Origin of the sequence: Alcaligenes sp. HNGD-HTN06 (genome assembly GCF_049932565.1) — a bacterium.
GTDB lineage: Bacteria > Pseudomonadota > Gammaproteobacteria > Burkholderiales > Burkholderiaceae_B > Alcaligenes > Alcaligenes ammonioxydans.
The window spans coordinates 3456071-3469268 of sequence record NZ_CP187782.1 but is presented as its reverse complement, the minus strand read 5'-3'; the positions used below and the strand labels follow the sequence as shown (position 1 = coordinate 3469268).

Annotated in this window: 8 protein-coding genes; 7 read left to right on the top strand and 1 reads right to left on the bottom strand. The window is 52.9% G+C overall.

The window, feature by feature from the left end; translation table 11 throughout:
• Nucleotides 1-72 precede the first annotated feature (72 nt).
• Nucleotides 73-1194, top strand: coding sequence for a glycosyltransferase family 4 protein (locus ACOZ42_RS15855; RefSeq protein ID WP_426345359.1), 1122 nt, complete (start codon nt 73-75; stop codon nt 1192-1194).
• A gap of 166 nt (nt 1195-1360) precedes the next feature.
• On the opposite strand, the gene ACOZ42_RS15850 is transcribed toward ACOZ42_RS15855, so the two are convergent.
• The gene (locus tag ACOZ42_RS15850) at nt 1361-1837 is read right to left on the bottom strand and encodes an Lrp/AsnC family transcriptional regulator (protein WP_003805628.1); all 477 of its coding nucleotides are present in this window, start codon (nt 1835-1837) and stop codon (nt 1361-1363) included.
• Between the two features lie 201 nt (nt 1838-2038).
• Between ACOZ42_RS15850 and glmS the strand changes: the two genes are divergently transcribed.
• The 6 genes from glmS (at nt 2039) to ACOZ42_RS15820 (ending at nt 13188) form a co-directional block, all read left to right on the top strand.
• Nucleotides 2039-3865 carry a glutamine--fructose-6-phosphate transaminase (isomerizing) gene (gene glmS, locus ACOZ42_RS15845; protein WP_426345358.1) on the top strand — a complete coding sequence of 609 codons (1827 nt, stop codon included), beginning with the start codon at nt 2039-2041 and terminating at the stop codon, nt 3863-3865.
• A 682-nt stretch (nt 3866-4547) separates the two neighbouring features.
• Nucleotides 4548-7748 (top strand): autotransporter outer membrane beta-barrel domain-containing protein, encoded by a 3201-nt coding sequence (locus tag ACOZ42_RS15840; RefSeq protein ID WP_426345357.1) that lies wholly within the window; start codon nt 4548-4550, stop codon nt 7746-7748.
• 444 nt (nt 7749-8192) lie between these two features.
• Nucleotides 8193-10145, top strand: coding sequence for a sigma-54-dependent Fis family transcriptional regulator (locus ACOZ42_RS15835; RefSeq protein WP_426345356.1), 1953 nt, complete (start codon nt 8193-8195; stop codon nt 10143-10145).
• Between the two features lie 158 nt (nt 10146-10303).
• Nucleotides 10304-12121, top strand: a complete 1818-nt coding sequence (locus tag ACOZ42_RS15830) for an NAD(P)/FAD-dependent oxidoreductase (RefSeq protein ID WP_003805635.1) — start codon at nt 10304-10306, stop codon at nt 12119-12121.
• Nucleotides 12122-12591: 470 nt separating this feature from the next.
• On the top strand, nt 12592-12936 hold the full coding sequence (locus ACOZ42_RS15825; protein ID WP_003805637.1) for a BON domain-containing protein: 345 nt from the start codon (nt 12592-12594) through the stop codon (nt 12934-12936).
• Between the two features lie 54 nt (nt 12937-12990).
• A complete protein-coding gene (locus ACOZ42_RS15820) occupies nt 12991-13188 on the top strand; it encodes a CsbD family protein (RefSeq protein ID WP_003805639.1) in 198 nt (65 codons plus the stop codon).
• Nucleotides 13189-13198 lie beyond the last annotated feature (10 nt).

Sequence of the window (13198 nt, the reverse complement as noted above, 5' to 3'; positions counted from 1 at the left end):
CTGACACGGGCAGGGAGGCAAGGCGTACGTCGGGCATACCCGGCTCCAACGGATTGACCCTGGATCAATGCCATGCGCATTTTGCAGCTTAATTTCGAGCGCGGTTGGCGCGGTGGCGAACGGCAAACCTTGCTGAGCGTCCAGCAGATGCAGCAGGCAGGCCATCAGGTCAGCCTCTTGGCCCGGCGCGGTGAAGCACTGGCTGCTCGGGCCAAGGAACAGGGGTTGAGTGTGGTGGAATGCGCCTCTGTGGGTGCCGCGCTGCGCTATCTGCTGGTGCATGGACGTGGTTTTGACATCGTCCATTCCCAAACCGCGTCCTGCATGAGCTGGCTGGCCTTATTGCATTTCTGGCTGCCCAAGCGGCTTGTTTTTACACGGCGCACGGCTTTTCCCGTTGACCGCAAACGTATCGAACAACGTAGTGGTGGGCGACAGTCAAACAGTCCCTTGAGCGTGAAAGAGCGCCGGACGCGCTGGAAATGGCGCAAGGCGGACCGGCTGGTTGCCATCAGCCAGGCAGCGGCGGCAGAGCCGCGACGTCTGGGTTTGTCTGTCGAGGTGATTCCCAGCGCCATTGAGTATGTGGCGTCGGATGAGGCCTATGTGAACCACTTGCGTCAGCGCTGGAACCCAAATGGACTGCGTGTTCTGGGGACGATGGCCGCATTGTCGGCCGAGAAGGACCCCTTGACCCTGATTCGGGCGGTTCACGCCCTGTCTCAGCGTCGCCAGGACTTTGTGTTTCTGCATTTTGGTGCGCCCGGCTCCGAGTCCGCGGTGGCACAGGATTTGATTGCGCAATTAGGTCTGGAGTCTTGCTATAAGCTGAGCGGTTTTGAAGCCCGCCCCGAACAGGCTTACCGTCTGATGGATGGCTTTGTCCTCAGTTCCCGGCATGAAGCGCTCGGGTCCAGTGTGCTGGATGCGTTCGTGTATGGCGTGCCGGTCACTGCCACGATGGCGGGCGGCTTGACGGAGTTGCTGGGTAATGGACGTGGGAAGTTATGTGCGGTCGGGGACGCACAGGCTATTGCTCAGGCTTTGGATGACACCTTGAGCAATCCGGCAGCAGCGCGTCAACAAGCCGCGCTGGCGCAACGCTGGGCGCAGCAGGAGCATGACCCTGCCGTTATGGTGCAGCGTTATTTGCGTTTGTATCAACAACTGGTACTGCAACGTGTGCAAACCTGAGCGCGGCTGATTCACGCGGTTTTTGCGCGTTCCACACGCTGCGCTTGTGCGGGTCCTGACGCGTGTTTTAATACCTGCCATCGCCATCGCCATCGCCATCGCCATCGCCCGCCGTTCGTATCTTATTCACGGCTGGTGGCGTTTCGGCTCTAAAACTTGGTCTGGCTCAGATTTTGGGTGCAGGCAACGGTACACGTGTTTCGAATTTGGCCTGATGAATGGAAAAAAAACTGCGGATATTACGTATGTTCGCCTGGCTGGTGAACAGGGCATGAGCCAGCTTGTGATAGGCCGTCATATCGCTGACTTGCAAAATCACAATGAAATCCACCCCGGTTGAGACGCGATAGCACTGCGTCACCGCCGCTTCGGGGGCCATCAGGCGCTCGAACTGCTGCAAATATTCTTCACCCTGACGGTCCAGCGTAATCTCCACAATCGCCGTCAAACTGGAGCCCAGTTGCTCCGGGTCCAGCAAGGCGACCTGCCTGCGAATCACCCCTTGTTCACTTAAACGACGCACTCGCCGCAAACAGGTTGGGGGAGAGGCATGCACGAGCAAAGCCAGTTCCTGATTGCTGATGGAAGCATCATTTTGCAGCTGCTCCAGAATGCGTAAATCCAGCTCGTCTAGTTCAATCATGACAATGTTTATCTAATCGTATTGAAATAAAATTCCATAAAATAAGAATTTTTATTTATTTATTTTATTTTTATTATTAATTGAAATTTTAATTCATTTCAAAAGAAAAATAGACATAAAATTTTTTGTGTTTCAGATCAGAATAAACAAATTGCATTAATTAGTCGGCCGACCGAAAGGGGCCATGAACAGGAGTTGGCTATGTGTGGAATTGTTGGCGCTGTGGCGCAACGCGATATTGTTCCCGTGCTGCTGGAAGGTTTGAAACGTCTGGAGTACCGGGGCTACGATTCTTGTGGCGTTGCTGTTCATGCGCAGGGCCAGTTGTTGCGGGCGCGCAGTACTCAGCGCGTGGCCGAGCTGCAAGAACAGGTTAAGGCAGACCATCTGCAAGGCTTTACCGGTATTGCTCATACCCGTTGGGCAACCCATGGCGCGCCGGCTACTCATAATGCACACCCGCATTTTTCGGGCAAAGGTAAGGCCCGCATTGCGCTGGTGCATAACGGCATCATTGAAAACCACGACGAGCTGCGCGCCGAGCTGCAAGCCATAGGCTATGTGTTCGAGAGCCAGACCGACACCGAAGTGATCGCTCACCTGATTGACCACCTGTACAACGGTGATCTGTTCGAGGCTGTGCAGCAGGTTATTCGCCGTTTGACCGGCGCTTATGCGATTGCGGTGTTCTGTCAGGATGAACCGCACCGTGTGGTGGGCGCGCGCCACGGCTCGCCCCTGGTGGTGGGTGTGGGTCATAACGAGAACTTTCTGGCCTCGGATGCGCTGGCACTGGCCGGAACGACCGATCAGATCATTTATCTGGAAGACGGTGACGTGATTGATCTGCAAATCAGTAAAGTATGGATCATGGACAAGGAGGGGCGCTCTGTAGACCGTCCCGTCCACACCGTTCATTTGCACACCGCTGCGGCTGAATTGGGCCCCTATCGTCACTTTATGCAAAAGGAGATCTTTGAGCAGCCCCGCGCGGTGGGTGACACCTTGCAAGATATCGAAAGCGTCACCCCCGAGCTGTTTGGCGATCAGGCCTACAAGGTGTTCCAGGACATTGACAATGTGCTGATTCTGGCTTGTGGCACCAGCTACTATGCTGGTCTGACTGCTCGTTACTGGATCGAATCGCTGGCCAAAATCCCCGTCAACGTGGAAATTGCCAGCGAATACCGCTACCGCGACAGCGTTCCTAATCCCCGCACGCTGGTCGTGACTATTTCCCAGTCCGGCGAAACGGCTGACACGCTGGCTGCCTTGAAGCATGCCCGCAGTCTGGGCATGGAGCAGACCTTGACCATCTGCAACGTCGCCACCAGTGCCATGGTGCGCGAGTGCAAGCTGTCCTATATCACTCGTGCTGGCGTTGAAATTGGCGTGGCTTCCACCAAAGCCTTCACGACTCAGCTGACGGCCTTGTTTCTGTTGACCATCGCACTGGCGCAGGTCAAGGGCCACCTGAATCAGGAGCAGGAAGGCGACTACCTGAAAGCCTTGCGTCACTTGCCTACCGCTATCGCGGCCGTGCTGGCTCTGGAGCCGCAAATCATGGCCTGGGCGGACCGTTTTGCCAGCAAGGAAAACGCCTTGTTCCTGGGCCGTGGCATGCATTACCCCATCGCCATGGAAGGTGCGCTGAAGCTGAAAGAAATCAGCTACATCCACGCTGAAGGCTATCCGGCCGGTGAACTGAAACATGGCCCGCTGGCCCTGGTCACCGAAGCCATGCCCGTGGTCACTATCGCTCCACGCGATGAGTTGCTGGAAAAGCTGAAATCCAATATTGAAGAAGTCCATGCTCGTGGGGGTGAGCTGTATGTGTTTGCCGACGCCGATACCCGTATCGGCAGCAGTGAACGTGTGCATGTAATCCGTATGCCAGAGCACTACGGCAAACTGTCCCCTATCCTGCACACCGTGACCCTGCAATTGCTGGCCTATCACACGGCTTGCTCGCGCGGCACGGACGTGGATAAGCCACGGAATCTAGCCAAGAGTGTGACCGTCGAATAGCGGTTCCAGGCCTGTCCTGACGGAGAATTTCGACAGGCGATAGATTCTTTATAGAGTGTGAAAAGCCCTGGATTGTGACAATAATGCACCAAATCAATCCAGGAGCTTGTTTACCTAGGCAAGTTCAGCTATGTTTTGCCTATGCATGCTAAGGCTTTTGTAAGCTTTGCGCAGAGCACGTTTTCTCTCATAAAAAAGAGGCGCTGTAGAAACTGGGGGCGTTCAATGACGCTGTCGAGACTTTGGTCGTTAGTTTGTGTGTCTAAGAAAATAAATAATCATTGAGAAAACGGTCTATTGGTATGTGAGTAGCCAAAACCTCAAAAGTACAGTCCATTACCCATTCTTTTAAGCTGAATATGGAGATTATTCAGCCTGGATCAGTTCTCCCTTGAGATGGGTGGGCACAGTAATTTTTCACAGTTGAGTTCTCATGTTTATCAAATAAAAATAGCAAACTAATAATTTAGGTTTAAATTTTCTAAGTTAATTTATTATAAATATAAAAATTATTAATAATATTAATTTTATTGGCTATCAAGAATAATAAAAAATAACGATCATTTTAATTGATAGAAAAATTTTAAGAATTTAATGTTTTAAGAGTTGATGTTGTAGGAAAGGCTGGTTTTATTCTGACTTTTTGTTTGTGTTGGAAATGAATCTGCAAAGGAGATGCTAGATGATTAAGTCAAATCCAGTGCCTGTGTTTCAACTTGCTTCTTTTAGTTCAATCATCGCTTTAAGTACTTCAATGACTTGGGCTCAAAGTATTACCGTATCTGGGCAAAATGCAACTTATGCGGATGGTTGTATCATTTATGATGCTCCTGCAGATTGTGCAAGCGAAGTTATAACGCCTATATCCCCCCTTGCTCCAAATCCTAGTTCACCTTGGAATCTTTCAACGGCATATAACACCGGTCTGATTGTTGGAACTAATTATACAAAAACAGAAAACGGACCAGCGGCAAGCGGAATGGTGTCCGTGAAAGATGGTGCTTATGTGGAAAGCGCTTATATTTATTTGGGGTTAGAGGAAAATACAGAGGGAAAAATTGATCTTTCTGGTCCTGGCACACTATGGAATGGAGCTTCCGCCTTGGTAGTGGGAAAGCATGGGAAGGGAGTTTTTAATGTTAGTGATGGTGCTAAATACGAACAGCTGAACCCCGATCATATGTATATCGGATACGGTAAAAATGCTGACGGTTTGGTCGTAGTGGATGGCGTGGGGGCTAATGGAGAACGTTCTACCATCTATACAAAAAATCGCATTTTGATTGGCAATCTTGGAAAAGCCGAGCTTAGGATTTTGAATGGTGGGTTTGTTTCTGGAATGTATACACTCTTTACGGGTGCCTATGAAGGCTCCGAAGGCTCAGTGTTGATCGACGGGGTCCACACTCCGACCGGTTTTCGGTCTACGCTTACGACCGAAAATAACAATATAAAGTTTGGTGAAAGTGGAACAGGAAGGCTGAGTATTTCTAATGGCGGTTTGTTAAAAATACCAAATGCCGTAATTCTTGGTGATGCGCCTGGATCGACCGGGGTAGCATATGTTGATGGTGTTCATGCGGAAACAGGATTCAAATCGGAGATAAATGCTGAGTTACTTTGGATTGGTGGTAATGGAAGTGGAGAAGTTAACATTAGCAATGGAGGAGGCGCTTCAGGCTCGGGGCCTGTGTATATAGGTATTTATAGACAAGGAAAAGGTGTTGTGGATGTGAGTGGGAGCGACGCAGCTTCTGGTCACCAGTCTTCATTGGAATTTCCCAACGTTTACGTGGGCTGGATAGGAAATGGAAAGCTGAATGTCTCTAACGGAGCGAAAGTTCACGCGACTGATCAGATTTTTATTGGTGGTATCCCCGGAACGTCTAGCAATATAGACTCCAATAAAGGTGCTGTTGGACTCATGCAGGTCGACGGCATAAATTCGATTGCAACAGCAGAGAACGGTACGACGGTTGGAACATATGGTACAGGAACGTTAAATATTGCTCGTGGTGGTAAATTGGTAACTCCTGTTGTTAATCTTGCCACCAGAGAATCAGGTTTGGGAACCTTGAATATTGGGATGGGCGAATCTGCTGGTATCTTGGAGGCGACAAAAGTAGAAGGTGGTCTCGGTAAAGCGCAGGTTAATTTTAATCATGTTGAAAATATTGATTTCTCACCAAGTTTGACAGGGTCTATTAATTTAAATCATTTAAATGCCGGGAAAACTCAATTAACGGCGATAAATGATTATTCTGGAGAGACGAGAGTCGCCGCTGGTATATTGTCAGCAGGCGCAGCGGGTGCATTTAGCAAAAATTCTGATTTTATTGTGGGGACGGGTAGTGCTCTGAGCCTGAATGGTTATGGTCAGACGATAAAGCGATTGGATAATGCGGGCGCTATTTCTTTGGGTTCCAATGCTGGAACGATCTTGACGGTATCAGGTGATTACATTGGTAACGGAGGTGTGGTCAATATTAATACCGTACTCGGAGACGATTCATCCAAAACCGATAAGATTGTTGTCAAGGGAAGTTCATTGGGTCAGTCTGATCTTGTGGTTAATAATCAGAATGGCTTGGGAGCGCCGACTCAAGAAGGGATTCAGGTCGTCAATGTTCAAGGGGGCGGGCAAGGTAAGTTCAAGCTCGTAGGCCACTATACAAAAGACGAAAAAGATACCATCGTCGCGGGCGCTTATGCCTATCAATTGCACCAGGGCAATCAAAGCGGTACAGATAGCACTAGTTGGTACCTGCGATCCGAGCTTAATCCAGAGCCGGCTCCCGACCCGGCCCCGTCATCGCCTCAGACGCCTCCCGTAACACCGCCAAAACCCGCTTCCCCGTTGTATCAGGCAGGTGTGCCAGTCTATGAAGCCTATCCGCAGTTGCTTTTGGGTTTAAGCGAATTGCCAACTTGGCAGCAGCGCGTCAGCAACCGCTACTGGAGTCAGTCTGCTAACCGCCCGGTAGCAGGCACCACGATGCCAGAAGGCACGTTGTCGTTCGGAGGCGTGGGTCCACTGGTGGAGGGCGGTGGTGTCTGGGGACGCATGGCCGGGCAACATAGCAAGATCAAACCAAGAACGTCCAGCTCTGCGGCTGATTACGATTACGACAGCTTTACCTTGCAACTGGGGGTAGACCGAGCCTTGAAAGACACTCAGTCGGGGCGTCTGGTCGGAGGCTTGAACGCCCGGTATGTTCATGGCAAGGCGCATGTCGACTCCGATCATGGCAAGGGAAACATCAAATCTTCGGGTTACGGTGTGGGGGCGACGCTGACCTGGTATGGCGACAACAATGTGTATGTGGATAACCAGGCACAAGTTAGCTGGTATGACAGTGACCTGCATTCCAAAACAGCGGGCCGCAGCTTGGTGGATGGTAATCGAGGCTGGGGTTACGCCGTGTCGTCCGAGATTGGCAAGCGGTTTGCATTTAATGAAAATTGGTCTGTGACGCCTAACGCCCAACTGAGCTATACCAATGCCCGTTTCAATAGTTTCCAGGACGCTTTTGGCGCCGAGGTCTCTAGAGATAAGGCAGATAGTCTTGCGCTGCGTCTCGCAGCGAATGTGCAATATCAAAACGCTTGGACTGGGAAGAATGGGAAAATAAGTCGTAGCTCGGTGTATACGACCTTATTTTTGCAGAATGAATTTCTGAATGGTTCCAAAGTGAACGTGGGTGGCGTCACCTTTACTCAAAAGCCGGAGCGCTTGTGGGCAGGATTGGGTGTCGGCGGCACGTATAACTGGGATAACGACAAATACTCGCTTTATGGAGAATTGGCGCTTAAAAGCAGCGTCAAAAATTTTGGCGACAGTTATGGATACAGCGGCACTGTCGGTGTAAGGGTTCGCTGGTAAGCGTCACCTAGAGAGTTCGACTGCGATAAACGGGTACCGCCCTAGGCTGTCATCGCCTGTTATGCCAGCTTAGGGTGCTTATCATCAGATATGCCGATCCGTTCAAAGCGCTGTTTTTAATTTTGCTGTCAAAAATGCTTGTTCAGTGAGTATGACTACCGATGTAGGCGTAACTAGCTTGGGGGCTTTGTTGATGGAGTGGTAGGGCACGAGTTGCTTATTTTTCCGGCCCTCGGTGCTGGCTATTTATATGGTGTAGGCATGGAGCCTGGTTACGAGCCCATGCCACTGATGGCTTGATCGGGAAAGAAAGGAAGGCAATCACTTCATTTGTTGCACCGCATCTCAAGGAAAACCTCCATGTACGGCAGCTAAGCATGGCGGCACACTGGAAGAGAGGCCGCGCCCGCCCGGGGGTGGTCTGTTTTCGGGATGAGCGCAACTATGCAGTCTTCACATGTGGCACACGTCCAAGAGATCACGGCTGTTTGGCAGGGCAGCCTGTCCCGGCGCGATCAGGCTGTGGTCCATAGCTGGCGGCGGTGTATTGAGCATCACAGGCTGGACCCGGCACAGGCTTGCGAGGCCTATATCGTGCCCGATTCCCAGCTGCGTGAGCACCGTCAACAGTCCGAAGCCCTGATCAATATTGCGCGCTCCGGGCTGGAGCGTCTTTATCAACAGGTGTCCGGGCTCAATTACGTACTGCTGTTGTCCGATAACAAGGGCGTTACGGTGGATTTTCTGGGTTCGGAAGGCCAGCGCGATGCCTTGCGGCAGGCCGGCCTGTATATGGGCTCGGAATGGTCTGAAGAGCGTGCGGGAACGTGCGCGGTGGGCACTTGCCTGCACACGGGCGAGGCCCTGACCATTCATCAAAATGATCATTTCGATCATATGCATGCGCCTTTATCCTGCACGGCGGCGCCTATCTATCACTATGACGGCAAGCTGGCCGCAGTACTGGATTTGTCCTTGTTGCAGTCGCCGGAGGCCAAGGCCAGCCAAGGCTTGGCCCTGCACCTTGCCAATGCGGCGACCCGTCGTATTGAACTGGCCAATTTGATGGCCTGTCACCGTCAGGAATGGATTCTATGTTTGTCGCAGTCGCCGGAGTTTCTGGATATTGATCCGGAAGCGGCTATTGCGATTGATGGCTCTGGCCGTATCAAGGGCATGACGCATACGGGTGCCCGAATTCTGGCGCGGGCAGCGGGGGTGGACTGGCGTAATCCTGCGGATTTGCTGGGGCAGAGTTTGATGCGCTTTCTGCATCTGGAAGTGGATCAGTTACCGACCTTGATGCGCTATCGCCCCACGCAGGAGCGAGTCGTCATGGCCCGGGATGGGAGTGTGCTGTTTGCCCATGCCATTGAGCCCAGACGTGTATTGAACAATCGGTCTGTGGGGATGGATGGGGCAGCCGTGGATGCGGCCTTGCCACAGGGATTGCGAGGCTTGGCAGGCACGGATGCGGCCATGCAGTCCATGCTGCTGAAAGCCGCCCGTTTGGCAACGCGGGAAATGCCGGTACTGTTGCAGGGCGAGACGGGTTCGGGCAAAGAATATCTGGCCCGTGCGATTCACACGGCTAGTGGTCGTCGCGGGAGTTTTGTGGCCGTCAATTGTGCGGCCTTGCCCGAGAGTCTGATTGAAAGCGAATTGTTCGGCTATTTAGCTGGCACGTATACCGGCGGTGCTGCACGAGGTCGCACGGGTTTGATCGAGGCGGCTGATGGCGGCACTCTATTCCTGGACGAGATTGGCGACATGCCGCTGGCTTTGCAAAGTCGTTTGCTGCGAGTGCTGGCCGAGTCCGAGGTCATGCCCTTGGGCGCACGCACAAGCAAGCGCGTGGACCTGCGCGTGATTTCAGCCAGCCACCATGATTTAAGCGCCCTGGTAGAGCAAGGCCGCTTCCGTGCGGATTTGCTGTATCGCTTGAATGCGGCGGTGTTGACCCTGCCTGCCTTGCGTCAGCGCAGTGATCTGGAGTGGCTGGTGCAGCAGATATTGCATCGGCGTAACAAGGGCGATGTACCCGGCTTGTCTCCCGAGGCCTGGCAAGCGTTGCAAGCGTATGAGTGGCCAGGTAATTTGCGCGAACTGGACAATGCGCTGGTGCTGGCACTGGCCTTGGCGGAAGGTTCCTGCATTGAGGTACAGGATTTACCAGAGGCGTTGCGCGAGCGGCGTCTGGCCACATCTACAAGTAGCCCGACGTCAGTTATCTGCGCCGGGGAACCCTCCTGGCGGCAGGTTTTGCAGGCCTGCGACGGTAATGTCAGTGCGGCAGCGCGGCAGCTTGGAATTAGCCGGTCCACCTTGCATCGTTATATCAAACGAGCAGGTCTGACTCAGCAAGACTCGGCCCCTGACACAGGCTGCGACACCTGATGCACCACCTGTGTCACCACTGGCACAGTTTCACCGCTTTAAAACAAGCGATACCCCTTTAAAACAAGCCGTTCCCGGTTTGGCACGGTGTTTGCTATGTACTCCATAGCTGGGCAGCAAAAGCCCGGCGCACCATTAAAACGATATGGAGACAAATCATGCAAACACAGCAGCAACTGCAGCCGTCTGCGCAACAGTTGGACACGGTTCTTGACCAGTTGACCCATGCGCTTGCCAGCAATGCACCGGACGATGCGGCAGCCCTGTTTGCCGAAGAATGCTTTTGGCGTGATCTGGTCATGTTCACCTGGAATATCCGAACCATGGAGGGGCGCGATCAGATCCGCGACATGCTGACGCAGCAGCAACAAGGTGCCGTGTCAGCCAGGTTCGAGCGCGACAGTGCCGAGCCGGTCAGTGACGATGGCCAAGGTCTGGTGGAGGGCTGGTTCCATGTGGAAACCGATGTGGCGCGTGGCTATGGCCATATTCGCGTCAAGGACGGCAAGATCTGGACCTTTCTGACCACCATGTCTGAATTGAAAGGCTATGAGGAGCCGTTAGGCGTGCGTCGTCCCATGGGGGCCGAGCACGGCATCCGGCGCGGCCGTCAGACCTGGCAGGAGCGTCGTCAACAGGAGCAGGCAACATTAGGTACGTCTGAACAGCCCTATGTATTGATCATTGGGGGCGGACAGGGCGGCATTGCCCTGGGCGCACGTTTGCGGCAGTTGAATGTGCCCACGCTCATCATTGATCAACATGCTCGACCCGGCGATAGCTGGCGCAAGCGTTACAAGTCTCTGTGCCTGCATGACCCCGTCTGGTACGACCACCTGCCTTATATGCCTTTCCCCGACAACTGGCCTGTCTTTGCGCCCAAGGACAAGATTGGCGACTGGCTGGAAATGTACGTCAAGGTGATGGAGCTGAATTACTGGAGCAGCACCGTGTGCAAGAAGGTGCGCTACGACGAGCCCAGCCAGACCTGGGAAGTGGAGATCGAGCGTGATGGCAAGCCCATGACGCTACGGCCACAGCAACTGGTCTTTGCCACGGGCATGTCCGGCAAGGCGAATGTGCCCAGTATCAAGGGACAGGAGGTGTTCAAGGGTGAGCAGCAGCACTCCTCGCAGCACCCTGGGCCGCAAGCGTATGCGGGCAAGAAAGTAGTCGTGATCGGGGCCAATAACTCGGCGCACGATATTTGCGCGGCGTTGTGGGAGGCGGGGGCGGACGTCACCATGGTGCAACGTTCGTCCACCCATATTGTGCGATCCGACTCCTTGATGGAGATCGGCTTGGGAGATCTGTATTCTGAACGGGCGCTGGCTTCGGGAGTCACCACGCGCAAGGCAGACTTGCTCTTTGCGTCCCTGCCCTATCGCATCATGGCTGACTTCCAGATTCCTGTGTACGACAAGATCCGCGAGCGTGATGCAGAGTTCTACCAGAAGCTGGAGGCGGCAGGCTTCATGCTGGATTGGGGTGACGATGGTTCGGGCTTGTTCATGAAATACCTGCGACGTGCTTCGGGCTACTACATCGACGTAGGCGCTTGCGAGCTGATCATCGACGGCAGCATCAAGCTGAAATCCCGGACCGACATCAGCCATCTGACCGAGAACGCTGTGGTACTGACAGACGGCACGCAATTGCCTGCGGATCTGGTGGTGTACGCCACGGGCTACGGTTCCATGAACGGCTGGGTAGCGGATCTGGCCGGCCAGGAAATGGCGGACCGGGTGGGTAAATGCTGGGGCCTGGGTTCGGAAACCACGAAAGATCCGGGGCCATGGGAGGGCGAGCAGCGCAATATGTGGAAGCCCACCCAGCAGCCAAATCTGTGGTTTCACGGTGGCAACCTGCACCAGTCGCGGCATTACTCACAATATCTGGCCTTGCAGTTGAAAGCGCGTCAAGCGGGTTTGCCGGTGCAGGTCTATGGGCTGCAGCAAGTACATCATTTACGGTAATTGACCGGCTCACGGTGTCGCGTTTGTTAGTGGCACTGCTAAATTTCTTACCTTATGTATCCGCCCGGTCTTGCCTCTCCATGGGCAGGACAGGGTCTGTGGTCGTCCCGGCCCTTGGGTAAATTATTGCTCGTGCGAACAGCCTTCTGGTCAACGTTGTCCCCTACGTGAAAACCAGTCTCGATGCCGGGTAGGGCGGTTTGGGGCCAACTGGTACAGGGTCAGAAAAACAGGGTCAGGGACATCTGCTTATTCAGGTCGAAGAAGCTGCCTTGAGCAATTTGAAGGGAAATTATTATAAGGAAATTGCTTGTAGCATTTCGTAGTTGTCGCCCTGGACGGGAATGTTACGGTGGAACCATCCATTGCAAACAACGAAATTTTTGTTGATTGATTTGGACTCCTTTTAATAGCAGGGATAAGGGAATTTTTAATTCTAAAAATACTCTTTCTGATATTGGAGAAAATCTATGAAAAAATCCGCCATCCTATCCAGTTTTCTAATGGCCTCGGCGTTGAGTTTTGGCCTGCAAGGCGGCGCACTGGCTAATGAGCCTGCCGTTAATCAGGATCATTCCGCAACAGCGGGCGAAGCCGTCAGCGATACCTGGATTACCACCAAGATCAAGGCTGATCTGGCCAGTACCAAGGATTTGAAGAGCACGGATATCTCTGTTGAGACCAATAACGGCGTTGCAACATTGACCGGTACCGTGCCTAGCGAAATCGAGCTTAAAAAAGCGGTGGCAGCCACCGAAAGCGTGAAAGGTGTTGTGAAAGTCGACTCGTCGGGATTGAAAGTGAAGCCGGAATAATTATTCCATGATCAATCTCTGTAATGAAATTCCTTTGTAAATAGGAGAACGACTATGAATGAAGATACGATTAAAGGCAAATGGAAGCAGCTGACTGGTAAAATCCAGGCGAAATGGGGCAAGCTGACCAATGACGATATGGATGTTGCCGAGGGCAATACCGAGTATCTGGTCGGTAAGATTCAGGAGCGCTACGGTATTGCACGTGAAGAGGCTGAAAAGCAGGTTCACGATTTTAATCGCGGCATCTGATCCCCGGCTT

Bases quoted from the DNA above. Each gene is read 5' to 3' on its own strand.
- ACOZ42_RS15825 (WP_003805637.1), top strand. From the start codon at position 12,592: ATGAAAAAATCCGCCATCCTATCCAGTTTTCTAATGGCCTCGGCGTTG.
- glmS (WP_426345358.1), top strand. From the start codon at position 2,039: ATGTGTGGAATTGTTGGCGCTGTGGCGCAACGCGATATTGTTCCCGTG.
- ACOZ42_RS15855 (WP_426345359.1), top strand. From the start codon at position 73: ATGCGCATTTTGCAGCTTAATTTCGAGCGCGGTTGGCGCGGTGGCGAA.
- ACOZ42_RS15835 (WP_426345356.1), top strand. From the start codon at position 8,193: ATGCAGTCTTCACATGTGGCACACGTCCAAGAGATCACGGCTGTTTGG.
- ACOZ42_RS15820 (WP_003805639.1), top strand. From the start codon at position 12,991: ATGAATGAAGATACGATTAAAGGCAAATGGAAGCAGCTGACTGGTAAA.
- ACOZ42_RS15840 (WP_426345357.1), top strand. From the start codon at position 4,548: ATGATTAAGTCAAATCCAGTGCCTGTGTTTCAACTTGCTTCTTTTAGT.
- ACOZ42_RS15830 (WP_003805635.1), top strand. From the start codon at position 10,304: ATGCAAACACAGCAGCAACTGCAGCCGTCTGCGCAACAGTTGGACACG.
- ACOZ42_RS15850 (WP_003805628.1), bottom strand. From the start codon at position 1,837: ATGATTGAACTAGACGAGCTGGATTTACGCATTCTGGAGCAGCTGCAA.